Source organism: Kitasatospora sp. NPDC015120 (assembly GCF_043080305.1).
Taxonomy (GTDB): Bacteria; Actinomycetota; Actinomycetes; order Streptomycetales; family Streptomycetaceae; genus Kitasatospora.
The window spans coordinates 571,051-593,906 of the sequence record NZ_JBIBVJ010000001.1; the positions used below are offsets into that span (position 1 = coordinate 571,051).

Annotated in this window: 28 protein-coding genes; 2 read left to right on the forward strand and 26 right to left on the reverse strand. The window is 71.5% G+C overall.

Annotation, left to right across the window (positions count from 1 at the left end; translation table 11 throughout):
* Window positions 1-22 precede the first annotated feature (22 nt).
* The 14 genes from ACF1AK_RS02615 to ACF1AK_RS02680 all read right to left on the reverse strand — a co-directional run bounded on the left by ACF1AK_RS02615 (window position 23) and on the right by ACF1AK_RS02680 (window position 9,270).
* The gene (locus tag ACF1AK_RS02615) at window positions 23-454 is read right to left on the reverse strand and encodes a hypothetical protein (protein ID WP_391496924.1); all 432 of its coding nucleotides are present in this window, start codon (window positions 452-454) and stop codon (window positions 23-25) included.
* An 88-nt stretch (window positions 455-542) separates the two neighbouring features.
* Entirely contained in the window at window positions 543-665 is a 123-nt protein-coding gene (locus tag ACF1AK_RS02620; protein WP_391496925.1) for a hypothetical protein, read from the reverse strand.
* Window positions 662-865: a hypothetical protein gene (locus ACF1AK_RS02625; RefSeq protein WP_391496926.1), complete on the reverse strand. Its 204-nt coding sequence runs from the start codon at window positions 863-865 to the stop codon at window positions 662-664. The genes ACF1AK_RS02620 and ACF1AK_RS02625 overlap by 4 nt, the downstream gene beginning before the upstream one ends.
* The gene (locus tag ACF1AK_RS02630; RefSeq protein ID WP_391496927.1) at window positions 858-1,682 is read right to left on the reverse strand and encodes a hypothetical protein; all 825 of its coding nucleotides are present in this window, start codon (window positions 1,680-1,682) and stop codon (window positions 858-860) included. The genes ACF1AK_RS02625 and ACF1AK_RS02630 overlap by 8 nt, the downstream gene beginning before the upstream one ends.
* 48 nt (window positions 1,683-1,730) lie before the next feature.
* Window positions 1,731-2,135, reverse strand: a complete 405-nt coding sequence (locus ACF1AK_RS02635) for a hypothetical protein (RefSeq protein ID WP_391496928.1) — start codon at window positions 2,133-2,135, stop codon at window positions 1,731-1,733.
* Between the two features lie 87 nt (window positions 2,136-2,222).
* Window positions 2,223-2,612, reverse strand: a complete 390-nt coding sequence (locus ACF1AK_RS02640) for a hypothetical protein (RefSeq protein WP_391496929.1) — start codon at window positions 2,610-2,612, stop codon at window positions 2,223-2,225.
* Between the two features lie 96 nt (window positions 2,613-2,708).
* The gene (locus tag ACF1AK_RS02645; RefSeq protein ID WP_391496930.1) at window positions 2,709-3,608 is read right to left on the reverse strand and encodes a helix-turn-helix domain-containing protein; all 900 of its coding nucleotides are present in this window, start codon (window positions 3,606-3,608) and stop codon (window positions 2,709-2,711) included.
* A gap of 49 nt (window positions 3,609-3,657) precedes the next feature.
* On the reverse strand, window positions 3,658-4,797 hold the full coding sequence (locus ACF1AK_RS02650) for a hypothetical protein (protein ID WP_391496931.1): 1,140 nt from the start codon (window positions 4,795-4,797) through the stop codon (window positions 3,658-3,660).
* Between the two features lie 305 nt (window positions 4,798-5,102).
* Entirely contained in the window at window positions 5,103-6,206 is a 1,104-nt protein-coding gene (locus tag ACF1AK_RS02655; RefSeq protein WP_391496932.1) for an AAA family ATPase, read from the reverse strand.
* 27 nt (window positions 6,207-6,233) lie between these two features.
* The gene (locus ACF1AK_RS02660; RefSeq protein WP_391496933.1) at window positions 6,234-6,605 is read right to left on the reverse strand and encodes a hypothetical protein; all 372 of its coding nucleotides are present in this window, start codon (window positions 6,603-6,605) and stop codon (window positions 6,234-6,236) included.
* 213 nt (window positions 6,606-6,818) lie between these two features.
* Window positions 6,819-7,409, reverse strand: coding sequence for a hypothetical protein (locus ACF1AK_RS02665; RefSeq protein WP_391496934.1), 591 nt, complete (start codon window positions 7,407-7,409; stop codon window positions 6,819-6,821).
* A 279-nt stretch (window positions 7,410-7,688) separates the two neighbouring features.
* On the reverse strand, window positions 7,689-7,940 hold the full coding sequence (locus ACF1AK_RS02670) for a hypothetical protein (RefSeq protein WP_391496935.1): 252 nt from the start codon (window positions 7,938-7,940) through the stop codon (window positions 7,689-7,691).
* 29 nt (window positions 7,941-7,969) lie between these two features.
* Entirely contained in the window at window positions 7,970-8,827 is an 858-nt protein-coding gene (locus ACF1AK_RS02675) for a peptidoglycan-binding protein (protein WP_391496936.1), read from the reverse strand.
* A gap of 83 nt (window positions 8,828-8,910) precedes the next feature.
* Complete coding sequence (locus ACF1AK_RS02680; RefSeq protein ID WP_391496937.1) at window positions 8,911-9,270, reverse strand: hypothetical protein; 360 nt, start codon at window positions 9,268-9,270, stop codon at window positions 8,911-8,913.
* Window positions 9,271-9,427: 157 nt separating this feature from the next.
* On the opposite strand from ACF1AK_RS02680, the gene ACF1AK_RS02685 reads away from it, so the two are divergent.
* On the forward strand, window positions 9,428-10,099 hold the full coding sequence (locus tag ACF1AK_RS02685) for a hypothetical protein (RefSeq protein WP_391496938.1): 672 nt from the start codon (window positions 9,428-9,430) through the stop codon (window positions 10,097-10,099).
* Between the two features lie 67 nt (window positions 10,100-10,166).
* The gene (locus ACF1AK_RS02690; protein ID WP_391496939.1) at window positions 10,167-10,469 is read left to right on the forward strand and encodes a hypothetical protein; all 303 of its coding nucleotides are present in this window, start codon (window positions 10,167-10,169) and stop codon (window positions 10,467-10,469) included.
* Window positions 10,470-10,532: 63 nt separating this feature from the next.
* Here the strand turns inward: ACF1AK_RS02690 and ACF1AK_RS02695 are convergent, their stop codons facing one another.
* The 12 genes from ACF1AK_RS02695 to ACF1AK_RS02750 form a co-directional block, all read right to left on the reverse strand.
* Window positions 10,533-12,548: a hypothetical protein gene (locus tag ACF1AK_RS02695; protein ID WP_391496940.1), complete on the reverse strand. Its 2,016-nt coding sequence runs from the start codon at window positions 12,546-12,548 to the stop codon at window positions 10,533-10,535.
* A 4-nt stretch (window positions 12,549-12,552) separates the two neighbouring features.
* Window positions 12,553-13,644 (reverse strand): hypothetical protein, encoded by a 1,092-nt coding sequence (locus tag ACF1AK_RS02700; RefSeq protein ID WP_391496941.1) that lies wholly within the window; start codon window positions 13,642-13,644, stop codon window positions 12,553-12,555.
* Window positions 13,644-14,573: a hypothetical protein gene (locus ACF1AK_RS02705; RefSeq protein ID WP_391496942.1), complete on the reverse strand. Its 930-nt coding sequence runs from the start codon at window positions 14,571-14,573 to the stop codon at window positions 13,644-13,646. The genes ACF1AK_RS02700 and ACF1AK_RS02705 overlap by 1 nt, the downstream gene beginning before the upstream one ends.
* A 15-nt stretch (window positions 14,574-14,588) precedes the next feature.
* Complete coding sequence (locus tag ACF1AK_RS02710) at window positions 14,589-15,500, reverse strand: hypothetical protein (RefSeq protein WP_391496943.1); 912 nt, start codon at window positions 15,498-15,500, stop codon at window positions 14,589-14,591.
* On the reverse strand, window positions 15,500-19,681 hold the full coding sequence (locus tag ACF1AK_RS02715) for a phage tail tape measure protein (RefSeq protein ID WP_391496944.1): 4,182 nt from the start codon (window positions 19,679-19,681) through the stop codon (window positions 15,500-15,502). The genes ACF1AK_RS02710 and ACF1AK_RS02715 overlap by 1 nt, the downstream gene beginning before the upstream one ends.
* A 10-nt stretch (window positions 19,682-19,691) precedes the next feature.
* Complete coding sequence (locus ACF1AK_RS02720; protein ID WP_391496945.1) at window positions 19,692-19,994, reverse strand: hypothetical protein; 303 nt, start codon at window positions 19,992-19,994, stop codon at window positions 19,692-19,694.
* A gap of 26 nt (window positions 19,995-20,020) precedes the next feature.
* Window positions 20,021-20,629: a hypothetical protein gene (locus ACF1AK_RS02725; protein ID WP_391496946.1), complete on the reverse strand. Its 609-nt coding sequence runs from the start codon at window positions 20,627-20,629 to the stop codon at window positions 20,021-20,023.
* 11 nt (window positions 20,630-20,640) lie between these two features.
* Window positions 20,641-21,186, reverse strand: a complete 546-nt coding sequence (locus ACF1AK_RS02730) for a hypothetical protein (protein ID WP_391496947.1) — start codon at window positions 21,184-21,186, stop codon at window positions 20,641-20,643.
* Window positions 21,187-21,318: 132 nt separating this feature from the next.
* Window positions 21,319-21,756: a hypothetical protein gene (locus ACF1AK_RS02735; protein ID WP_391496948.1), complete on the reverse strand. Its 438-nt coding sequence runs from the start codon at window positions 21,754-21,756 to the stop codon at window positions 21,319-21,321.
* Window positions 21,757-22,029 (reverse strand): hypothetical protein, encoded by a 273-nt coding sequence (locus tag ACF1AK_RS02740; protein ID WP_391496949.1) that lies wholly within the window; start codon window positions 22,027-22,029, stop codon window positions 21,757-21,759. It abuts the gene before it with no gap.
* Complete coding sequence (locus ACF1AK_RS02745) at window positions 22,026-22,430, reverse strand: hypothetical protein (protein WP_391496950.1); 405 nt, start codon at window positions 22,428-22,430, stop codon at window positions 22,026-22,028. Before ACF1AK_RS02745 ends, ACF1AK_RS02740 begins: the two co-directional genes overlap by 4 nt.
* On the reverse strand, window positions 22,430-22,837 hold the full coding sequence (locus ACF1AK_RS02750) for a hypothetical protein (RefSeq protein ID WP_391496951.1): 408 nt from the start codon (window positions 22,835-22,837) through the stop codon (window positions 22,430-22,432). The genes ACF1AK_RS02745 and ACF1AK_RS02750 overlap by 1 nt, the downstream gene beginning before the upstream one ends.
* Window positions 22,838-22,856 lie beyond the last annotated feature (19 nt).

Here is a 22,856-nt window from a genome sequence, read left to right on the forward strand (position 1 = left end):
CCCGCCTGGCTGGTCGTGGTGGTCAGTGGCTGCGGATGCCGGCGAAGTCGCCCGCCAGGCGGAGGAAGCCGATCCATCCGTCCCAGTCGTCGATGCGGGCGCTGGTCGCGGCGCGGTCGTCGTACGGGGCCCGCTGGTAGGCGTCGAGGGCGGCGGTGATCTCGGGCGGGGTGATCAGCCAGCCGTCGCCGGTGGCGAGCTTGTGCCGGGGGATGCCGGCGGGCTCGGCGGCCCCCGCTTCGCGGAGGGCTTCGACGACGGCCTTGGTGGCGGAGTCGTCCACGGACCGGCCCCCGCGGATGGCCCTGTCGAAGGCAGTTTCGGCGAGGCGCAGCATGTCCAGGTCGTGGATCATGCCGAAGCCGTCCATGGCCCGCAGGACCGTCGCGTGCGTGAAGTGGTCGAAAAAGAAGGTGGCGGAGTACTCGCCGTCGAGGTGGTAGGCCCTGCCCATCAGGTGGCGCCTTTCGTGTCCGTAGTGGGGGTCTGCAGGGGCCCCGGCCCGTGTTCGCGGGCCGGGGCGTGGCGGCTGTTCGCCGGGTTCAGAACTTGGTGCGGGTCTGCCGGACGGACCTGCGGATGCGGACGGCGGACCGGAGGGCGTACACGGCGCCCAGGAGCGCGGCCACGGCGAGCGTGAGGGCGGCTGCTTCCACGGCGTTCATTCGGTCTCTTCCGGGGTCGTGGTGTAGGTGGCGGTCGTGGCGTCCAGGTCGGCGTGGCCGAGCCGCCTGGCCGCCCACTTGCGGCCTCCGGCCGGGGACAGCAGTGGCGGAGGCTCCGGGGAGGCCCAGAAGAGGCCTGAGAGGCGCCGGAGGGCGGCATGGGAGTCGGCGGGCGGCGGGCCGGGCGTGCTGTCAGGCATGCCGGCTGGCCTTCCGGGCCGGGCAGTCGCGGGCGGTGTAGAAGCGGACCATGGACAGGTACAGGCCGTTCGTGTCGCCTATTCGGTTGCAGTACTCGATGGCGGTGCGCAGGTCCTTGTCCTCCTCCGGCGTCTGGGGGTGGGCGAGGGGGCAGTAGCAGGGGACGCCGAGGCTGTGGTCGCCGGGGATCAGCTCGGCGAGGGTGACCTGTACGACGACGAGGCGGTCTCCGTCGGCCAGGACGTAGCGCGGCCAGTCGCGGCTGGCGTGGTGCTGGATGATCTCGCCGGGGAAGCTCTCCGCGATCTCGGCGGCCCGCTGCGCCGCTTCCGTCACGGAGCCTAGGGGCGGGGTCGGGGCGTAGGCGGCGGGCCCGTACTCGTGGACGGTGGTCAGGGAGACGACCGCCGAGTGGGGAACCGGCTCGGGGAGCATGCCGCGGCCGACGAGGAAGCTGTCGATGGCGACGAGGAGCGGGGCGAGGAACGCCCCGTGCGGCGCGTCGGGACCGGTGGGCGTGGAGTCGTAGACGACGTGGTGGACGGTCGGGTTGTCGTCGCTGTTCCGAACGACCAGCCACTCGGTGACGCTGTCGAGGTGGGCGGGGAGGCCGCCGGCGTAGGCACTGGGGCCGATCGCCAGGTGGGTGCCGTCGGGCAGCGCCGCGATGATCAGTTCGCTGCCTCCGCAGCAGTCGATGTCGGTGACGAGACCTCGGCGGCGCAGCGGGGTGATCAGGGGTTCGTAGGTGGCGTAGGCGGCCTGCCAGGCGGGGTCGTTGACGTGGCTTCGGCCGGGCAGGGGTGCGAGTGGCACGGGGTTCTCCAAGAGGTCGTCGGGCGTTGGGGTTGCTGGGTGTGCTGGTCAGGTGAGGCGCAGCAGGCGGCGCAGTAGGTGGCTGCGGCCGGTGCGGGCGGCGGGCATGGAGGGCGGGGGCGGGAGGTACCGGGCGAGGACGGCGAGCAGGGGGTCCGGTGCGGTTCCGAGGTGGTGGTAGTGGCCGAGGAGGGTGGAGTCGTAGAGGGGGGCGTGGTGGCCGGTGGGCAGGGTTCGGGTGACCTTCCAGCCGGTGGCGCCGCTCGGCTTGCGGGCGGTGGCTCCGCCGATTCCGTCGTCGGTGATGTCGAGGAGGGAGCCGTCGGGGAGGTGGAGGTGGAGGCTGGCGTGCTGCCGGCGGCTGGCGATGTGGAAGGTGACGCCGCGGTGGCGGGCGAGTTCGGTGATCGGGCTGTACCAGGGGGCGAGGACGGGGGTGTCGGGCAGCGTCACGGCGGATCTCCAGTAGATGGGGACTGACAGATGAGTCCCCATACAAGTTGGGGCCGGGGGGATGCACTCCCCCCGGCCACGGGGGTGTCAGGCGGCCTGATCGGCGGCGTGGCGGTCGGCCCAGGCGGTGAGGGCGCCGGACATGGAGCGCATGTTGTGGGCGACGATCCGGGCGTGGCCGATGTCGAACCGGTTCGGCTCGGCCGGGAAGTCGTAGCGGCCGAGCCCGAGGGAGGCGACGAGCTGGTCGACCCTCCAGGACAGTTCGGCGGCGGGGCTGTCCGCGGCGTCCTCGTCGACCGCGCCGCTCACGCGGCCGTGCAGGTCGGCGATCTCATCGAGGTCGCGGTCCACGCTCTCGTCCTCGGCGCGTTCGACGGCGATGGCGCGGACGAGCGGGTCGAGGATGCTCGTGTAGTCGAGGGCGTAGGTCCAGCGCCCCTTGGAGTCCTTGGTGGTGACGAGCGTGGGCAGCATCCCGTTCTTTCCTTTCCGATCGAGGGGGCCTCTCCCCTTCATGTCTTTATTCTATACTCATTCGCGGGGGTGGCACAACACCTGACTTCTCGTTATCTACTCGTTATATCGATGTCGTTGGCGCGCTCCACGCGCCACCTCCATCGCCTTCTCCCGCGCGCTCCGGACATCGTCCGGCCGCTCCATGGCCTGCTGCCGCTGCGCCGCGCCGTCCCGCAGGTAGTCCGCGAACCGCTCCTGCTCGGCACGGCGCGCTTCCTCCTGCCGGCGCTTCTCCTCCGCCTCCCGGGCCGCCCGGGCGCTGGTCCCGCACGCCCGGCAGTTCTTCGCCACCCGCTTGTGGCGCGGGCACGCACGCCCCGCCTTCCCCTGACGCGCAGACTCTTCCCCTGCGGCGTCAGCCGTGGGGGGTAGGGGGGCAGGAAGGACAGAGGTAGGAGAAGGAAAAGAAGGGGTTCCCTCGGGGGAACCATCAGGGTTCCCCTGCGGGAACTCACTGGGTTCCCCCGGGGGAACCCTGGACTGGGGCGGCGATGGGTCACCCTGGGGGAACCCATCGCGCTCGGCGGCCCGCGCCTCCCGCTTCTCGACATCCCTGTACGTGCGCGCGGGAGCCGCCGGCTTGGCGCGGGCGACACCCGGCCGGGCGAGCCGGGGGTTGCGCGGCGCGGTGGAGGCCGCCCTCCGCCGCTCGTGCAGTTCCTCCGCCTGCGGCAGCGTCGGCAGCACCAGCGGAAACACCCGGTACGTCGCGGTCCGGCCGGGCTTGCCGACCTCGATGCGCTCCACGAGGCCCTTCTTCACCAGGTTGGTGACCAGCGTGATCGCGCGCTTCTCGCCGACGCCCGTCCAGGCCGACAGCCGGTGCGCGCCCGGCCGCGACAGCCGGGTCTCGTCGTCGGCGGAGTCGCAGATCTTCATCAGCGCGAGCTTCTCCGTCGGCGTGACCACGTCCGGCGGCAGGTAAGCCGCAACGAGCATCAGGTGAATCGACATGCGGGCCCTCCCCCTCGGCGGCGTGGTGCGGTGCAGTAGCGTGCCGCGCTCACCTCTTGGCCGCCCGGACGTCGATCCGGCGGGACGCCTTCTTGGTGACCGTGCGCAGCGGCACCGCGATGCCGGCGGCGACGAGGGCCTTCACCATCCGGTCCGTGTCGGGGACGGTGGGGATCGGCGCGTCGAGGCTGTCGAATATCTCGATCATGGCCCGGATGTCGGGCTCCTCCATGCGCTTGTCCTCGCCCTGCCAGTGCAGGACGTTGCTCCCGTACGGGCCTGCCTTGACGCCGTCGACGGCCTTGCGCACGAACTTCTTGATCCGGTCGGCGTCCGCCCACTCGCGGTGGGCGTTGACGTAGTCGGCCAGGTGCATGGCCACGTCGGCGTCGTCGTGGACGATGTTGGCCTGCACCGGCCGCCCGCCGACCGACTCGCCCCAGCAGGCCGTGGCGAACGGGCAGAAGTCGCACTGCGCGTCGATGCCGGGCCCGAGGAACGTGCGGGGCGCTTCGTCGGGGTGGGTCGTGTCGGCTATCCGCTCCAGCCACCACACGGCCTCTTCGGCGATCTCCGGGTCGTACGGGATCTCCTGGATGTGCTCCTCGCCGTTGTCGCGGCAGATGAACCGCAGCCGGATCCGCTCGACGCGCAGAGGGCCGAGGCGGGCCAGGACCCGCTGGCCGTCGTCGTCGGAGAACCCTCCGGTGGTCAGGAGCCGGGCGTACGTCATGACCTGGCGCAGCTCACCGGCGGTCGCCCCGTACCGCAGGACCTCGTCCCAGCGGTAGACGGTGCGGGTCTTGATGTCCTCGACGGTGATCACGTCGGCGGGCACTCTGGGGCGCAGGCGGCGCGGCAGCTGCCGGGCGGTGATCCGGTCGAGCTGGACCACGTCGATGCTGCCGCGGATCGCCGCCTCGGCGACCTTCTTCTCCACCAGCCAGCCGAACTCCCGCCGGGCGGCGGTCGTCAGGCCCTCGTGGATGTAGGTGCCGAGCATCGCGGCGGGGCTGACAACGTGGTCGGTCCTCTCCCAGCCGTGGTAGATGTACGCGGCCCGACGCTCGCAGACGAGGTCGGACGCGCCGAGCTGGCGCTGCCGGGACCGGGGCCGGGCCTGGTCGGCGGCGTCGGCCGCAACCCAGATGGACGGCGACTCGGGCCGTTCCAGAACGGGGGTGGACATGGGTGTACTGCTCCAAGAGGTCGAGGGGCGGGGGCGGGGCGCCGTGCCGTCGGGGCCCCGCCCCCGAGAGAGGACGGCTCTACGGCGCGCCCAAGGCGGGTGGCGGGCAGTCGCAGCCGCCTACGCAGGCGCAGCCCGCGCAGCCGGGGCACCAGTCCTCGGGCGGCCAGCCGCATTCGGTGCAGCAGTCGCAGCGGGCATGGCAAGCCGCGCCGTGGCACAGGGGTGCCGGGCGGAAGTTGCTGATCATCGCAGGCACGGGGAGGTCCGGGCCGCCCTGTTCGGGGTGGCCCGGCCTGGCACCGCTACGCGGCGGCGGCGTGCGCCGGCGGGTCGCCGAGGACCTCGGCGTCGGCTTCGGCCTGCTGCGCCTCGGCAGCGGCCCGCAGCCGGGCCGCATCGGTCTCGGGCACATCGTCCATGCCCGGCTTGGGGGCCGCCAGTTCAGCGGCACGCGCCCTGACCGCGCTGCGCACGGTCTTCCACTCCGGCTCGGTCAGGCCCGTCGCCTCCCAAGCGTCGAGCTCGTTCCACAGGGCCAGGCAGGCGTCGCGGTCGACAGCCTCGGCGATGCGCTTCATCCACGGGCCGGTGCGGTCGCCCGTCAGCTCGGGCATGTCGCGGGGCTGGGAGTCGATGGAGCAGCCGAGCATGCCGAAGATCAGGTTCTCGTAGGAGAAGTTCGGCAGCGGCATCGGCTTGCCGGCCTCGACGCGGAACTTCAGCGTGCGGGCCTTGATGAGTTCGGCGGGCTTGTCGCGCCGCATCCGCACCCACACCGTGGAGTCGAAGCCGGTGTCCTTCTGCGTGCTGACCCGCCACTCCTTCACGGACTTGCCCCGGACGACGAGCGGCTGGCCGTTGCCGTCGGTCGCCGATATCTCCTTGCCCCGGGCCAGCATGATGGCGATGCCCGGCATGGTCTGGAGCATGTAGATGATCTTCGCCCACCGTTCGGTGGTGTCGTTCCAGTGGTGGCGGCCGATGTCGATGATCGCGTCGGGGTTCTCGGCGAGCTTGGCGCGGTTGCGGTCGCTGCGCTTGGCCCGCTCGTAAGTCCAGTTGGACAGCATCCGCCACAGCGCCGAGCCGGAGTCCATGACGAACACGATCGGCTTCTCGCGGTTGGCAGCGGCCCGGCGGGCCTCCCACCACACCGCTTCGACCTGCTCGGCGATCGATTGGTAGGACCCGTCGTGGACGATCACCTCGAAGCGGGCGCCGGGGATTCCGGCGTACTCGTCGGCGGAGCCCTCGGCCAGGTCCATCACGTACATCTGGCCGACATGCTCGGACTTGCTGAACTCGATGGCCTGGTAGGACTTCCCGGCGCCCTCCTCGCCCTCGGCGAGGATGAAGGGCCATGGCACGACGCCGGTGGGCTTACGGGACTTGAGCTTCGGTGGCACGGTTCGTTCTCCAAGAGGTCATGGTGCTCAGTCCGTGCGCAGGGCGCGGACTTCGATGTGCGAGCCCCATTCGGGGTGGCGTTCGATGAGCAAGCGGGCGTATCGACTGCGGAAGTCGTTGTTGAGCCGGAAGTCGTCGGCGCTGAGGGTGGCGCGGCCGTAGCTGTAGCGGACGAGCTCGAAGAGCATGCCGAGGCTGATCTTCGAGAAGCGCGCTTCGATGCACTCGGCGGTCAGCCGCTCCAGTTCGGTGAGGACCCACGGGTTGAGGTCGTGGAACTGCTCGAACCGCTCCTGGATCGTCTGGATCGTGCCGCAGCGGGGCTCTTGCGGGCTGGGCAGGACGACGCGGCGGACGGCTTCCAGGCCGGGCAGGTGGTCCTGTGTGACGGCAAGCACGTGCTCTCTCCCCTCGACGTGATGGGGATACTACGAAGATTCCCCATACAAGTCGAATCCCCTGCCGACATCCCGCCACGGGAAGCCGACATGGTGTCGCGCTCGACGCGCCTCAGCAGGGCGGAGGTCGCACCGTCATAAACACCCCCAATCTCGACCGGAGGGCCCACCGCCCCCCTTATGTCTAGATTCTATACTCTCAAATGGGGGTGGTCAACTCTTCTTCGAGGCGCCACGGGTCAAGATCACCGAGCCCGGACCGGCGTAGGTCCCCTCACGCAGGCTCTTCTCCACCTGCTCATCGATGACCACCGGCTTGCCCTTCGGCACCTCGTTCATCCGCGCGGCTCCCTCAAGGGCGCTGTCCAGCAGCCACAGCGGGGAGCTGGACACCTTCCAGTCCGGCGCGGGGAACGTCCCCGTCTTGAGCGCGTGGTCCAACCTCGGCAGGCCGTGCATCGCGTCCTCGCCGACGATCATGGCGACGAACTCCTGCTTGCCGACGATCGGCGGCAGGTCCGCCACGTGCACGGCGAGCGCCGACACCAGACTCCGCCCCGGAGACTGCTCCTGCAGCAGTTCCTCGACGACCGCCATGTTCGGCTCCTTCGGGCGAGCAAACCGCTCGCCGAGCCCGACCGCGAACTGGAGCGTCCAGTAGGCCCGGCCGCTGATGATCTTCGCGTCCGAGTAGTCCAGCGAGCCGCGCTGGATCCACTGCGCCGTGGCTCGCGGCGGCCCGCCGTAGATCGCCGCGAGCTCCTGCCCGCCCACAATCACCGGCTTCTGTACTGTGCCAGCCACTGCACCGCTCCCTACCATCTCCGACGATTGAGTATTAAGTCTACGCCGCAGGGATTCAGATTCCAGGCGCCGGAATTTCGGGTGCTACAGTCGAAGATCCAAGAGGTCGGGCCCCCATTCCATGCGGAACGGGGGCCCAACTTGTATCCGGGGCGGTGCGGTCTTGCGACCCCTTTCGGCTCGCCCTCCGGCTGCGGGAGGCGGGTTACTCGTGGGCGGCATGCCCGGTGCGCGCGGCCAGGCAGACGGCCGCAGAGGAGGTCGGCCCGGCGGCGCGGGTCACTGCGGCAGTACGGCCTTCACGCCCGGGTACGCCGGCGGCTTCGCGTAGCCGAGCAGCCAGCCCCAGCGAGGGGACACGAAGTGCTCCGCGAGCCGGAACAGCGCGTAGTACGCGAAGGAGACGACCGGCACCAGCACGCCGGCGAGGGCGGCCGGGTCGAGGTCGAGGCCGTAGCGGGCAGCGACGGCGACGAGCCAGCCCACCAGGGCGGGCACGCCGGTGCGCACGAGCGAGGCGTAGAGGTTCACGGAACTCCTGCTGCTGGAAGGGATGCTGGTCAGGACCACAGTCGGCTCCAGGTGGCCGGGCCCGGCAGGCCGTCCGCGTCCGTGCCGCCCCAGCCCTGGGCGCGCTGGAACGCGGCGGTGTTGAGCCGGTCGGCCTCGCCCCACGAGCGGGACGGCCCGACCTTGTAGGCGCCGCCGAAGCCCTTGCGGACGAGCTGCTGGCCGAGCTGGAGGATCGAGTCGTTCTCCCGGCCCGGCCCGAAGGTGTCCCGGCCGGGGAAGGGCGGCGGGCCGGACGGCTGCGGCGGGGTGGGCCGGTTGCCGAGGCGGGCGGCGACGCGGGCCCGGAACTCTCCCATGTCGATGCCACGGGGGTCGGGCTTGCCCGGCTGCCACTCCTTGTGGCCGATCACGGACCGCTCGCTCCAGCCGTGCGCCCGGCACACCGCGGCGGCGGCCCGCACCATCGCCTCGACCTGGGCGTCCGGCCACGCCTCCGACCCGGTTCCGCTGTTGATGCACTCGAAGCCGTAGAAGCGGGAGTTGCCGTCGGTGTTGGCCTGGTCGGCCGAGGGCAGGTTCCGCTCGGCGATGACCGCGGCGAGCACGTCGCCGTCCCCGGCGCCGGCGTGGTTAGTGCGGCCGTAGCCGACGAGGTGCACGCCGCCGTCGCGGTCGATGACGCCGTGGCACAGCGGGCCCGGAAGCCCGGCGTAGCCGTCACGGCAGATCTCCACGGACGCGCCGGTGCCGGTCGTGGCGGTGTGGTGGATCACGATGCCGTGGACCGGCCCCCACGCACCCTTCGCATTGCGGTTGTGGTTGCGCCAGTTGCCGATCTCATTGACGGAAAGCCCCTCGCCCCGAAGGGAGTTGAGGAAACCGTCCGCGCTCAGTGGTGTAGCCACAGGATGGTTCGCGTTTCTCCCCCGCGCACCAGGTGATGGGTCATTCTCAGCAGCCCGCCCAAGCCAACGGCCGGACCGCTGCCCTACGGGTGACCGCCCTTCGACAGCAGCCACAGCTGCAACGCCGCGACGACCAGCGGGGCCACGAACGCACCGATCAGCCACCGTCTCGCGGCCGCCGCCGAATCCTCAGCCGCCGCCCGGGCCCGGGCCTCCGCTGCAAGATCGCGTTCAAGGACCGCAAGTCGCTGCTCGGTCAGGCGCTGATCGGCAAGGTAAACGTCCTTGGTCACGGCCTGCTCGATCCGGCCAGCCAGGACCTGGAGGTCAGCGCGCAGGTTCTCGCGGAGCCCGGCGATGCCGTCACGCTGGTCCTCACGGATCTGGAGGATGGCGCGCTGGAGCTCCCACAGCGTGGGCTCTGCGGTCGGCGGGACGCTCACTGAAACTCCGAAAGGGCGTTCCCCGCGCCGAGAACCATCGTACGGGCTGGTCGCGACAGCCCCGAACTGGCGCAGCACTCCAGGCGACATCACCCAATCGGGTGAGACCGGGGCCGATGCCCGCCGGCGGCGCGCACAAGGCAGTACGGTCGTCGCCGTGACGACCACCGGCCTCTCTGCGACACTCCCGGGCATCACCGCCCGGGGCTACCGTCTGGCCGGACTCGGCACCCCGCCCCTGGCGCTGCCCTGCGCGCGGCGCCTCGTCTCCTTCGTGAACGCCGACACCGGGATCTCCGTGCTCACGTTCACCGACCGCACCACCATCCTCCAGGTCAAGAGGACGATAGGCTACGAACTGATCAGCAATCTGCCGGAGTTCCGTCTCCTGGAGACCGTCACATCCCTTGTGCGGCTCGCTGAATGGGCTGCGCAGCTGCACCCGCGCTTGATCGACATCATCGCCGACGCGCTGGCCTCCGGCGCGCCCCTGGCCGACGCCCTGTCGGACCTTGACGACCAGATGCGACGCATGCTCATCGCGGCGATCGCCACCGATCTGCCGGAGGTCGGGCACACCTCATGGCGCAGTGAGTTCGACCGGCTGCTCTACCGGCTCCTCTTGACTCTCGCCCTCGCCGCTCACCTGTGCTGGTCCGTCGTTGCCGCGGCGGCGGAGGAACCGCCTCCCGGGCCTCGTTGCGGCCCGGACCTTCCCCCTCTGACGATGGCGTGCGGGATCAGGCGGAGAACCATCCCGATCGTCCCCCGGACACTCCATCTGGGCCCCCGTGCGCACGGGGTCACCGGATTCCGGCTCGCCGCCTAGACGGCGTCTAGCTCCCTGCGCACGGGTCTCCAAGCCGCCCGAGTCTTCACCCACTTTGGAGAACCCCGTGTTGGACTTCATCGTCGCGCTGTTCCTCGACGTCTCGATCAACCTGGTCGGCCGCGTCGCTATCGACGCTATCGGCCACCGGTTCCTGCTCGGCCACTCGGCCACGCACGAGCTGCCTGCTCCTACCCGCCGTCACCCGTCTCGTCGGGTTGCTCACCTCCACCGGGTGGCGGAGCGGCACCGCGCCACGCGTCGGCTGCCGGCCAGTACCACGCTGGAGGCCCGCGTGGCGGAGCGGTCGCGTCGGCCCCTTCGCCCGCGCGTCGTTAACCGGCGGCGCCCGGGCGGGCGTCGGGCGTAGCGACACGGCAGGGCCCGGCGTCCTCGCGGGTGCCGGGCCCTGCCGTGTGGGCTGGCGGGTCGGTCAGTCGATGCTGTTCCACTCGACGTTGCCGAAGGACAGCCAGCCGCCGAACGCGCCGGACGCGTTCCAGACTTCCAGGTTGCCGTTGGGCTGGACGTACAGGTTGGCGCCGACGTTGTTGGGGGTGGCGACGGGGAAGACCTCGCCGACCTTGGGCCGCAGGTTCGGATCGTCAATGGTGCCGATCACGCCGCTGGTCACGCCCGCCGGAACGGACAGGATGCCGCGCAGCGCGACCATGCCGTCCGGGCGGCGCTTCGCGGTGACGCTCTGCCAGCCGGCGAGCTGGGTGCAGCCCTGTTTGAAGGTGACCGGCGACCAGGTGCTGTTGTTCTTCACCAGGCCGCTGCCGAGGACGATGTCGCCGCCCTGGAGGCGCAGGCCGGTGTCGGTCTGGAGGAGCACTTCGCCGAGCAGTGCCCGGATGACCAGGCCGCCCTTCGTGAGGGAGAGCGAGGCGATCTGGTCGGCGAGCTGGGCCGTCCACGCGCTTGGGCTGATAGAGGTGATCGCAGCCTTGAAGCTGCCGTCGGTGCGCCGTGCGGTCAGCTCGACGGTAGCTTCGTCGGCCTGCTGTGTGCTGGTGCCAGCGGTCCCCCGGATGGACGCGAGGCCGCTGAGCCCGGTGGCGGCGACGGCGAGTTCGTACCGGCCCTTCGGCGCGTAGCCGGCGGAGGGGCCGCCGGCCAGGAGCGACAGGGTCGGGGTGTGCGCGCCGTCGGCGCCGACCTGCGGGCCGCTGAGGCCGGTGAAAGGGGCGGAGCCGTCGGGGGTGGTGGCGACGGCTGCGGTGAGCCCGGCCGGGCGGCGCTCGGCGGCGGCTCCGGAGTAGAGGAGGACGGACGGTGCTGCTGCTCCGCTGCCCGGGTCGACCGGGGACAGGAGCACCCGTCGGCCGGACCCGGCGGTCTGGAGGGTGCCGCCGGTGATGGTGCCGCCCTCGATCGTGGCTCCCTTGATCAGGCGGCCGTCGATCGCGTCGGCGGACAGCGCGGTCGCGGTGATCGCCCCGGCGGCGACCTTGTCTGCGGTGACCGCGTTCACGGCGAGCTTGTCGGCGGTGACGCTCAGGGCCTTGATCTCGCGGCCGGTGATCGCTCCGGCGGCGATGGTGCCGGCGGCGACCGCGTCCGCGGCGATCTTTCCGGCGGTGACGGCGTTTGCCGCGAGTTTGTCGGTGGTGACCGCGCTGGCGGCGAGCTGCCCGGCGGTGACCGCGCCCGCGGCGAGGACCGCGGTGTTCACGGCCCCGGCGGCGAGTTTGGCGGTGCTGATCGCACCGGTGGTGATCTCGCGTGCGGTGATGGCGTCGGCGGCGACGGTGCCCGGGGTGACCGCGTCAGCAGCGAGCTTCCCCGCGATGACGGCGGCCTCGCCGAGCTTGGTGGCCGTCACCGCGGCGTCGGCGATCGCGGGCGCGTCGATCGCGCCGACGGCGACCTTGGCTGAGGTCACGGCGTCGTCGGCAAGCTGGAGTTCACCGACGATGCCGGCCAGGACCTCCTGGGCGACGACCGGCGCGGGACCTGCGAACGCGGTCACGGTCGGGCCGGACGCCTTCCCGGAGGTGGTGCGCGTGAGGAGGGCGACCCACACCGGCGTGCTGGTCGGCACGGTGGCGGTGCCGCCCTGCGGGGTCTCGATGGTGGTGATGAGGGTGGCGGGCGACGGGGTGAAGGATGCGGCGGTCGCGGCGTGGACTTCGACGCGGGAGAAGTCGAGGGGGCTCGGCGCGCCGTCGGCGAACCGGCCGTTCCAGCCGACCCGGACACCGCCGAGGACCGGTGTTGCGGTCGGTGTGGCGGGCACGGGCGGGACGGGGCCGTTGACGATGTTCAGCGCGGTCGTGCCGTCGGGCTGCTGGCCGATGACGGCCCGCAGTTGGCCGTCGGCGGTGACCTTGAGTGCGCCGTCGTCGATGCTCGAGTAGGCGAGGTGGGAGGAACGGGACAGCTCCGGGAGGGCTGCTTCGAGCGCGGCGATGCGCTGGGCGAGGTCGTCAAGGGCGTTGGGCACGGGTTTAGGCTCCGAGGGTGAAGGCGGGGGCGAGGCGGAGGTTGACGGTCTCGGGGCTGTCGCCCTCGGCAGGGCGCAGCGTCCAGGCGACCACGCGGCACCAGCCGTCGAAGCTGGCCCACTGGTCGCGGATGGACACCCGGACGTCATCGCCGATCGACCAGGAGCCGATCGGCGCGGCGGGGTGGTCGACGACGGTGATCTCCTGGACCACCGAGGTCCGTTGGCGGCGGTCGCGTTCGGCGCGGGCGAGTTGGGCGAGCGTGGTCGGGTCGGTGATGCTGGGCCGGTCGAGGACGGTCTCCATGCGCAGGCGGCCGTCACGGACGGCGTCGACGACCCGGACCTTCGCGGAGCCGTCGCCGGCACCGAGGCCAATGACGACCTGCGCGAAGTCGTCGGCGTCGTCACGGATCGGGGTGGGCCTGACGATGTTGACGCCGCTGGCGAAGTAGATGTCGTCGCGGCGGGTCCCCAGGCGGGGCCAGCCGACCGTGACGCGCTGCTCCGGCTGCTCGCCGTTCCAGGAGACGTTCTCCGTCCATTCGGGTCCCCGGTCGAGGCCGGTCGCGTCCCGGAGCACCGACGACAGGGCGGGGGCCTCCCACTCCTTCGTCGCGTAGGGGTGTTCGCTGTCGCCGAGGAGCAGCGGACTTCCTCCGGGCGGCAGGTCGACGCGGACGCCGAGGTCTCCGTCTGCCTGCTCTTGGCAGTACGCCCACACGTCGGCGATCACGCGGCACGGGTCGGTGCCGGTGTAGGGGCCGCGGCCGCCGAGGTTGCCGTGGAGATCGCGGCGCCGGGTCAGGTAGGAGCTGAATCCGCTGGCGTCGAGCGGCAGGACGTGGTCCTCGGGGGCGGTGGTCCACAGCAGGCCGCCCCACATCAGTCGGCGGTCGCGCTCGGCCCACAGCTTCGTCGTTCCGGCCTTCGCGTCGCGGGGTGCGAGGTGCGCGAACTTGGGGGCGAGGGTGGCGCGCATCGAACCGGGCCCGTTGAGTTCGGGTCCGAAGGCGACGCCGGACAGCGGCAGGTCCCGGGCGAGGACCTGGCCGCTGAGGGCGTCGGTGATGAAGTACCGGTAGACCGGCGGCATCAGTAGATGCCTTCGGTGAAGTTGACGGTCGTGACCATCGTGGTGTTGCCGTTGACGTCGATGCTGCCCTTGGAGTGGTCGTAGCGGCCGGCCTGCACGGTCAGGGTCTGGGTGGTGCCGCGCTGCTCCGGGCGCCACCAGAACTGGTCGACCATGGTGATGTCGTTGCGGGAGACGTAGCTGACCGAGTCGGTGTCCATCTGCGCTTCGTTGCCGATGACACCGGCGATGGTCTGCCGGAAGCCGATGAAGACGCTGCCGGAGACACGCAGGCCGTGGAGGCTGGTGATGACGGACGCCTGGGTCGCCCAGTACGGCACGTCGAAGGACACCCTCGCGCCGGACGGCCAGTTCTCCTGCCAGACGCCGACCTCGTCGCCGATCGGCGCGTAGCCGAAGCCGCCGATGGTGCAGACGCGGTGCTCCGACCTCGGGTTGGCGATCCGCCGCAGGTCGGTGATCATCGCGTCGGTGATCGTCTGGCAGTTCGGCGGCTGGGTGATGCGGGCGAGCGGGATCGCGGTCATGCCCGGCGGCACGGTGGTGGTGGTCGCGCTCACTCCGGGGATGACGTGGAAGTAGCCGATGTCGTCCGCCGCCGGGTTGCGGTTGCCCTCGTACTCCGGGTCCTCGACGCGCAGGCACAGCAGGTCGCTGCGGCCGGTGGCGCCGGTCGGCGCGATCGGCACCGGGTGGTCGCCCGAGTTGTACTGGGTGTAGCTGCCCTGCCCGAAGACGTTGCCGCGGATGATCGCGGACCCGTTGCCGACGCGCACGCCGGGCCCGGGCGTCGGGGTGGCTCGGACCTTGAGGTCGCCGCCCTCGGTGATGCCCTGGCTGCCGCTGGAGAGGTCGCGGATCATCATGCGCAGCGCACGGGCAGGGTGGATGCCGCCGGTGACCATGAGGGGCGGCTGTATGAGCGTCATTGCGGTGGTGCGTCCTTACAGGGAGGTGTAGGCGGATCGCCAGGTGACGGCGAGGCGGGCGGTGTTGGTGGCGTCCTGGGCGGACCAGCGGATGTCGGAGCGGCCCGGGGGGATCGCGAACGCGTCGAGGCGGGAGCGGCGGGTGAGGAGCCCTGCGACGCTGCCCTGCCCGTTGCGGGTCACCCAGCGGGTGCCGGGCCGGGTCTCGATGTCGATCCACTCGCCGTCGCCGAGGGCGAGCGGCTGGAATTCGAGGACCGCGTCGGGGTGGTCCTCGATCCAGACCTTCGGGTTGACGACGGGCCCGGTGATGCGGATCGTCGGCCAGCTGGGCCGGTTGCCGTGGTTGACCGCCCGGCCCGGCCTCGACTCGGGGTCGGCGGTGCCGGCGGCCATCGGGGCGCGGAGCGGGGCGGTGAAGCCCTGCTTGTCCTGCTTGGACGTGTCGAGCGGCATGGTGACGCCGGACACCTCGGAGGCGTACCAGGCCGGATCGAGGCCTTCGTAGGTGATGTGGACGGGGATCCAGCCGTGGACGGCGCGGGCCATGCTGACGGGCTGGACACTGTCGACCCGCCCGAACTGGCAGCGCGGGTCCTGGCCGGGGCGGCTGATCCGCAGCACGTCCACGGCGCCCGGCTCCAGCCGCACCGGGCTGTCCGCGGTGGCCTCCAGCCGGGCGAGCAGGTCGAAGGCGGCGGCCGGGTCGCCGGGGGTGCGGATGCCCGCCTGGATGCGCAGGGTCCGCGCGCCGAGGAGGTCGCGGCCCGGGTAGGAGCCGTCTTCGCCGGGGATCGGCTGGGCGGTGCTGCGCTTGACGGGGGTGCCGGGGCCGTCGATGTCCTCGATGAGGACGCGGGTGCCGTGGCCGATGACGACGCCAGCCAGGTCGACCTGCCAGTCCTGGAGGTCCGGGAAGGTGTCCATCAGGCGCGGCCTCCCCTCTGGAGGTGGCGCAGCCTTCGCATCACGGCGTCGGCGACCTGCTCGCCGGTGACCGACGTGCCGGTCACGCTGATCGGCATCTCTCCGACGAGCGGCGCGCTCGCGCGGTCGCGCAAGACCACGGTGGTGGCCGGGGCCTGGCGGGCCGGGACGAGCTTCACGGCGGCGCGCGCGGGCACGGCGGAAGCCGGGCGGGGGGCGACGACTGCGCCGTCGGCGAAGGCGTGGACCTTGCCGCTGGCGGGCCCGTAGAGGACCGTGCCGCCGAACCGGCGGGCGGTCTCCTCCAGGATCGCCTTGCTGCGCGTCCTCTTGGCCGGGCTGAGGGGGATGTAGGACTCCCCCAGGGTCTCGGGCTCCGCGAACACGCGCCAGGTGCCGGCGGGCACGATCTCGGCGATGTGGTTCTCCGGGCCGCGCGGGGCGCGGATGCCGCCGTTGGCGTAGAACTCGACGATGCCGCCGTTCGCCTTGCGAGCCGCGAACGGGCTGTCCCAAGCGCCGTTGTTGTATCCGGCGGCGCCCTGCGGAGTCAGCACCACCGGGATGTCGATCCGGGACGGCGAGTTGACGTTGACGTTGATCGTCTTCTGCCCGGGGATGGACTTCACGGAGCCGCCGATGGCGTCCAGCTGCGCCTGGACGGCCTTCATGTCACCCGACATGAGGGCCTTGGTGAGGTTGCTCGCCGCTTCGGAGCCCTTGGACTGCGACACCTGCGCGATGAGGCTGAGCATCGCCGTCCACTCCTCCTTGGACGTCATCCCGGCGCCCTTGAACGCGGCGACGATGTTGTTCAGGTCCGGCGGGCTCATCGGCGGTGACGTTCCCCATAGGGCCTTGAGCTGCGCCATCGCCTTGTCGACGTCGCCGGCGAGCAGGGCCTGCGCGAGGGCGTTGGCGGCGTCCAGGCCCCGGGCCTTCGCCATCTGGTTGATCAGGTCGAGGCCGGACCCGAGGTCTGCCTGCGCGACCGTCGTCGCCGCTCCGACGGCCGCCGACATGTCGGTGATCGCCATCTGCTGCATGAGCTTGCCGAACACGGCGACGTCGTCCGTCTCGGCGGCCTTCGCCCAGGCACGGGCGGTGTCCTGGCCGTACTTCTCGGCGATCAGCGGGACCTGCTCCAGCCCGGCCCGGTAGGCGTAGTTGGAGCGGGCGGTGCCTTCCTCGACGATCTTCTCCAGCTCGTCGGCGACCTGCCCCTGCCCGTTCTTCAGCTTGGTGACGAGCTCGTCGAGCATCCCGGCGCTGGACACGCCGAGCTGCGCGAAGTGGTCGACGAGGCCGGTGTGCCCGGACACGGCCAGCTCGGACAGGTTCTTCTGGAAGTCGCGCTGGTTCTGCAGCTGGCGGCGCATCTCGCCCATGTAGGCGTCGAGGCCCGCCTTGGTGACGGCGGTGAGGTCGGCGAGCTGGTCGGCGGCGCCCGTCTTGCCCTGCTTCAGGTTCTCCACGAGGTCGTGGGCCATGCCGGCGGAGGCGTCGCCGAGCTTCGCGAAGTGCTGGGCGAGTGGGGCGTAGCCGCGGGAGGTGAGTTCGTCCAGGTCGGCCTGGAAGGACTTGTGGGCCTGGGCCTGCTCGGACAGCTTGGTGATGTACCCGGACAGGGACGTCTTGGCGAGGTCGACCTGCACGGCTCCGGCGCGGTTGCTCTCCGCGACGCGTTCCTGGGCGGCCTTCCACGCGTCGGCCGGGGCGACGATCGCCTCCATGGCCTTGCCCAGGGCCTTCATCTCGTCCGAGTACTTGACGTTGCCGTTCTTGTCGGTCGGCAACTGCATCGACGGCGACCACACGTCCATGTTGGTCTGGACGGTCTGCTTGATCTTGGCGTTGACGACATCCATCGCCGCAGCCTGCTCGGCGTCCTTCTTGATGGCGTCGTCCCACGTCTTGCGGCGCTCCGCCAGGATGCTCTTGGCCTTGTCGTACGAGGCGTCGAAGCCGCCGACGGCGGCGTCCCACGACGCGGCCTTCGCCAGGTCCAGCTTCTCGTTCAGCTTCGCGAGCTTCTCGCCGCCGGACATGAGACCGTCGATGACCTCGGTCATCTCCAGGCCAGCAGCCTTGAGCTTGGCCATGTCCGCGGAGTTGGCGAGGGATTCGGCCAGCGCCCGCATGCCGGCGCCGACGTCGTGCTGCTCACGCTCGGCGCGCAGCGCCGCAGTGAGGTCGTCGGTGACGGCCTTCGCCTTCTGCTTGCTGGCGGAGTAGGCGGCGTAGCCGAGGACGCCGACGGCGAGGATGCCGGTCAGCCCGGACACGGCGAGGGTCGTGCCGCGCAGCAGCGCGGGGAGGATCGACGCCCCTGCCTGCGCTTCGGCGGCGGCCGTGCGGAATGCCACGAGCTGGGAGGAGAGCTGGGCGATGCCGGCGCGGGCGACGAGGGCGATGGCGCCGAGCGCCATGAGGACGCCGATCGCCGACTTCACCGGCCCCGGCAGGTCGTTGACCGCGCCGGCGACGATCGACGCGTCCTGAGCGAGTTCCTGGAGGACGGGCAGCAGGATCCGCCCGATGTCGATGCCTGCGGCGGCGGCCTCGTTCTTGAACAGCGAGAACTGGCCGGACACGGTGTCCATCTGGATCGAGTACGCGCGCTGCGTCGCGTCGGCCCGCTCGACGGCAGAGGTGATGGCCGAGTAGGTGTCCGCGTAGTTCTTGCCGTCGGCGGCGGCCAAAGCCAGCATCGCCCGGACAGCCCGGATGTCCTTGAAGTAGTTGACGGTGGCCTCGGCGGCGCCCCCGGTCGCGGCGTTGATCTTGCCGAGGACGACGTACAGGCCGTCCTGCTCGACGGCGGAAGCCGCGGACTCGTAGCCGAGGCCGTGGATGAGACCGGCCAGATCCTTCGTCGGCTTCATCAATCTCGACATCAACATGTTGAGGCTGGTGGCGGACTCAGCCGCGGGTATGCCGGCGAGAGTGATGGCAGCCAAGGCAGCACTCAGGTCGTCGAAGCTGATGCCCGCGGCGGCCGCCATCGGGACGACATCGCCCAACTGGGCAGCAAGCTCCTCGAAGGAGATCACGCCCTTATTGACCGTCATGAACATGATGTCCATGACGTCTGCTGCCGCCGAGGCAGGCATGCCGTACGCCTTCAGGACGCCCAGCAGCGCGGTCGCCGCCGTCTCCGTCGTCGTCAGACCAGCCGAGGCGCCCTTCGCGGAGACCTCCAGGATCTCCATCGCCTCCGCGCCGTCGAAGCCGGTGGAGACGATCTGATACAGGCCCTCGGCCAGCTGCGTCGCGGTCTGCGGCAGCTCCGTGGAGAGCCGGACGATCTCGTCCGTGAACGCCCTGACGTTGTCCCCGGTGATCTGCTCAGAGATCGTCAGGACGTTCGCCATCTCCTTCTCCAGGGAGATGGCTCCGGCGACGCCGGCGGCGAGGATCGCGCCGAGCACGAGTCCACCCGTGACGAACCCGGAAACCCGGGCAGCGGTAGCCGCCTGGGCCGCGGCGGCGGCCTCGTTCTGCGCGCGGCCGACCTCGGCGGCGGCGGTCGCGGCCCGCCGAGCGGCCTGCTCCTCCGTCTCAGCGAGGGCGCTGCGCGCGGAACTCGCCGCCACGGCGGCCTGCGCCGCTCCGGCGCTGGTGCGCTCGGCGAGCGCCGACGCCCGGGCCGCGGTCTCCTGCGCGGCCGCGGCCCGCGCGGCCTGGGCGGCCTGCGCCTCGCCGGCGCGGGTCGCGGACTCGGCGGCCGCCTGCGCGGTGCGCTGCGCCGCCTCCGCGCCGGCACCGGTCGTAGCCTGCGCGCGGGCGGCCATCGTCTGGGCGACCTCCTGCGCGCGGGTCGCCCGGGTCGTCGCCTCGATCGCCGCTGCCCGCTCGGCCTCCGCGCGGGCGGCGGACTGCGCGGCGACCGTCTCAGCACGGCCGGACCGCTCGGCAGCCGTGGCGGCGGCCTGCTGGGCTGCCGCCGACCGCTCCACCGCGGCTCGAACTTCCTGCTGCGCGACTGCGGCGGCCTGCGCGGCGGCGACCTGCGCCCTGCCGAGCCGGTCGGCGGCAGCCTCGACCCGCTCCAGCTCGGTGCGGGTACTGGACAGTTGCCCGTCGAAGGCACGGAGCTGCTGACCTCCGCCGCGCAGTCCGGTCGTCAGACCGGCCAGCCCCGCCTGGAGCTGGACGTACAGGGTGTAGGCGCCCGCCACCGGGCACTCCTTATCTGGGCCGCGCGAGCAGCCCGATCTTCACCCCACGCCCCTCGGCCCCTTCCGGGACCTGCTCGTTCTCCATGTCGATCAGCTCGCAGCCCGGACAGCGGTGCGTCTGCGAGACGTACGCGTACCGGTCGCCGCCCTGAGCGGGGTCCCACTCCTGCGGCCTCGTCCCGCAGCCCTCACACACATCCCGCCGGTACGCCGCGAAGGCGAGGGCCTTCTCCCGGTCCAGCGCCGTCCACCGGCCGCCCGCAGCCCCCATCAGCTGCGAGTGCGGAATGCGGTACGCCGCGCACAGCTCCATCTGCGCGACGAACTCAGGGTCCGAGGTCAGCCTTTTCCCAGGTCAGCCCTGAGCTTCTGGTTGACCATCAGCGCGCCGGTGAACAGCACCTTCGCGTCGCCGTCCGCCCACTCGTCCAGCAGGGTTTGGGCGTCGGCGACGGTCATGCCGTCCACCTCGGCACCCGACTCGTCCCGCTCCACGTGGCTGGCAGCGATCAGGGCCGCCGGGAACGTCGCGACGTTGTACTCCATGCCGCGGTCGGCCTGTTCCTCCGTCGGGGCATGCTCGGCGAGCAGCGCCTCCCACACCGGCCGGGGCAGCGCGCGGAACGTCAGCTCGATCGTGGCGTCGGCGAGGGCCTGTTCGGCCGTCGCGAGGACCGAGTGGGCGATGACGACCTGCGGGTGAGCCGCCACGAAGGCATCCACCTGGCCGTCCTCGACGCCGTGGCCGGCGGCCGCCGTCCGCGCGGCGGCGCGGGCCTGCGCCAGCTTCAGCTGCGCGTCGGCGACGGCGGCCTTCGCCGCGTCGTCGTCGCAGATCCGCACCGTCCGCTCCGGCAGCGAACGGGCCCGGAGCCGGGCCATCTTCGCGCGCCAGTGCGCATCCCGCGCGACGGCCTCGACGGGAGGCTCGATGATGTTGGTCGTCATCGCCCGCCCCCTCAGCCTGCGGCGGCGGCCGGAACCGGCGCGTCGAGAGTCGGCAGGTCGGAGATGGAGAACGAGACCTTGTACTTCGCGGGCTCGGTGCCGGTGCTGTAGCTCGGCGCGCGAGAGCCGACCCGAACCGGGAAGATGTCCAGGCTCTTGGACTGCGGGATGTCGCCCTTGCGGAGGATGCAGACGTAGCCCGCGGTGTCCTTGGCGAGCAGCGCCTCGACAACCTCGGACCCCAGGTCCTCGTAGAACGTCAGCGACGACGACGCGGCCTTGTCCTCGCCGGGGATCGACGTGGCGAACTTGTTGCCGAGGTCCGGGGTCTCGATCGGCGAATTCTCAAGGCTCCAGCCCTCGATGTCGCTGACCTGCTTCGACAGGTCCGTTGCGCCCGGGCCGGTCAGCTCGGCCCGCGTCGGGATGTTGGTGGGAGCGGAGATCGTCTTGAGGAAGAGGATCTTCGTGATACCGCGGCGCATGAACCGCTGCTGCGTGGATGCCACGCTCGACTCGCATTTCCGGGGAGCCAGGAACCCGGAGATGGTGACCACCGGAGACCCGCTCTCCCCTGACGGCCACCCACGAGAAGGGGGTGGTCGGGGAGTCAGCCCGTGCCGGCGGCCGGGCGTCCGTGCTGGGTCTCCACGGTGAGGGTGCTCAACCCCGAAGGGTCGGCGGCACGGTCAGCTGTCAGGTGTCGTGACGTGCAGGATGATCCGCGCGATCCAACTGTATACGCCGTTCGCGACGGTCACCCCGTCCTCCTTGTCGATCTCCCGGCCGATCACCGTGTGCCCGGCCGGGAGGATCGGCGTCGCGAAGCCGCCCTTCGCCGTGGTGCCGAGCACCGCCGCGCGGCCCTTGTCCGCCATCCACTCGGCCTGCTCCGCCGTCGACCCGACCGACGTGAGCTGGTAGAGCATGCGGCCGTCACCGGCCTGGTCGCCGAACGGCGGCCCGGACGAGGTGCCGCCGAGCGGGTACAGCACCTGGTACGGGATCGTGTTCCCGGTCGGCTTGTCTGCGGCGACCGGCGGCGCACCGTACCCGCAGCTGCGGCCCGTGCCGGCCGCGAGCGCGTCCCGCAGGGCCAGCGAGACGACCCTTCCCTGAACAGGCATCTACTCGCCCTCCTCGTCGTTGTTGCCCGCCTCCGCGTCGGCGACCCGGCTCGCGGTGATCTGCCCGGCCAGGTCAAGATCCGCGTAGCGAATCAGCCCGGCCCGGTCCCAGGCGGGCATGTCCGCCGGCGACGCCTCCGTGTACAGGCCCAGCTCGCCGGTGTCCTCGTCCACGACCTCCAGCACGAGGACCATCCGCGACAGCAGCCCGGCGCCGTGCGCCCGCAGCGCCCCCGCGACGGCCTGGTGGATGTCGTCCGTCAGCTGGCTCATCCGGTCACCACCTGTTCGGCGACGCGGCCCATCGCCGCGAGGAACAGCGGCTCGACGCGTTCCACGGACGGCCCGACGTGCGGGAACGGCGGCTGGTGGTAGACGCGGCCGAGGCTGTCCGGCCCGACGAAGCCGTACTCCAGGCGCGGACCCTGCGGGCGGCTCGTCCCGACGATCGCCTCCACCCCGGTCGCGGACGTGCGGACCTCGGTGGTCCACGACCGCCGGTAGTCGCCGGTCTGCACGCCGGGCCCGGGGCGGCCGGACGCGGCGGCGCGAATCGCGGTCTCCAGCAGCATCGCGTGATGCCGAACTACTACCGTCGCCGCCGGGCCCGCAACCGCGGCGCGAGCCTCCAGCTGCGCGGCGACGACGGACGCGTTGCTCGTCACGCCGGCCATCAGCCCTCCACCTTCTCCAGCTCGGCGCGCTGCCGCTTGCCCAACGCCCACTCCGTGAGCTGGAGGAGCAGCGCCCGCACGAACTCGTGCGGGCCGCCGTCCTGAAGGTCGTGCCGGTCGAGGACGGCCCGCTCGGTCTCCGCCGGGTCGAGGGCGGCGAGGAACGCGGCGGCAGCCGGCCCCGGGTCCGGGTCGGCACCGACAACGACCCGGGCCGTGCCCTCCCACACCGGGTCGGCGGTGGGGCGCAGCAGCAACAGAACCTCCGGCGGCTGCCCGGCGGTGTGCTGGAGCTGGTAGGAGGCGACGTGATCGGCGATGTCGTGGCCGTCGATCTCCAGGCGGACGACCGGTCCGGCGGCCTGGATGCGGACATGCCGCAGCTCGGAAGGGGTTGTGGGGGTCATGAGGCCGAGCCTAGGCGTG

Excerpts from the sequence above, each read along its gene's own strand:
- ACF1AK_RS02615 (WP_391496924.1), bottom strand. The coding sequence starts at position 454 with ATGGGCAGGGCCTACCACCTCGACGGCGAGTACTCCGCCACCTTCTTT.
- ACF1AK_RS02620 (WP_391496925.1), bottom strand. The coding sequence starts at position 665 with ATGAACGCCGTGGAAGCAGCCGCCCTCACGCTCGCCGTGGCCGCGCTC.
- ACF1AK_RS02625 (WP_391496926.1), bottom strand. The coding sequence starts at position 865 with ATGCCTGACAGCACGCCCGGCCCGCCGCCCGCCGACTCCCATGCCGCC.
- ACF1AK_RS02640 (WP_391496929.1), bottom strand. The coding sequence starts at position 2,612 with ATGCTGCCCACGCTCGTCACCACCAAGGACTCCAAGGGGCGCTGGACC.
- ACF1AK_RS02645 (WP_391496930.1), bottom strand. The coding sequence starts at position 3,608 with ATGTCGATTCACCTGATGCTCGTTGCGGCTTACCTGCCGCCGGACGTG.
- ACF1AK_RS02650 (WP_391496931.1), bottom strand. The coding sequence starts at position 4,797 with ATGTCCACCCCCGTTCTGGAACGGCCCGAGTCGCCGTCCATCTGGGTT.
- ACF1AK_RS02700 (WP_391496941.1), bottom strand. The coding sequence starts at position 13,644 with ATGCCGCCGGTCTACCGGTACTTCATCACCGACGCCCTCAGCGGCCAG.
- ACF1AK_RS02705 (WP_391496942.1), bottom strand. The coding sequence starts at position 14,573 with ATGACGCTCATACAGCCGCCCCTCATGGTCACCGGCGGCATCCACCCT.
- ACF1AK_RS02710 (WP_391496943.1), bottom strand. The coding sequence starts at position 15,500 with ATGGACACCTTCCCGGACCTCCAGGACTGGCAGGTCGACCTGGCTGGC.
- ACF1AK_RS02720 (WP_391496945.1), bottom strand. The coding sequence starts at position 19,994 with ATGGAGCTGTGCGCGGCGTACCGCATTCCGCACTCGCAGCTGATGGGG.
- ACF1AK_RS02725 (WP_391496946.1), bottom strand. The coding sequence starts at position 20,629 with ATGACGACCAACATCATCGAGCCTCCCGTCGAGGCCGTCGCGCGGGAT.
- ACF1AK_RS02735 (WP_391496948.1), bottom strand. The coding sequence starts at position 21,756 with ATGCCTGTTCAGGGAAGGGTCGTCTCGCTGGCCCTGCGGGACGCGCTC.
- ACF1AK_RS02740 (WP_391496949.1), bottom strand. The coding sequence starts at position 22,029 with ATGAGCCAGCTGACGGACGACATCCACCAGGCCGTCGCGGGGGCGCTG.
- ACF1AK_RS02745 (WP_391496950.1), bottom strand. The coding sequence starts at position 22,430 with ATGGCCGGCGTGACGAGCAACGCGTCCGTCGTCGCCGCGCAGCTGGAG.
- ACF1AK_RS02750 (WP_391496951.1), bottom strand. The coding sequence starts at position 22,837 with ATGACCCCCACAACCCCTTCCGAGCTGCGGCATGTCCGCATCCAGGCC.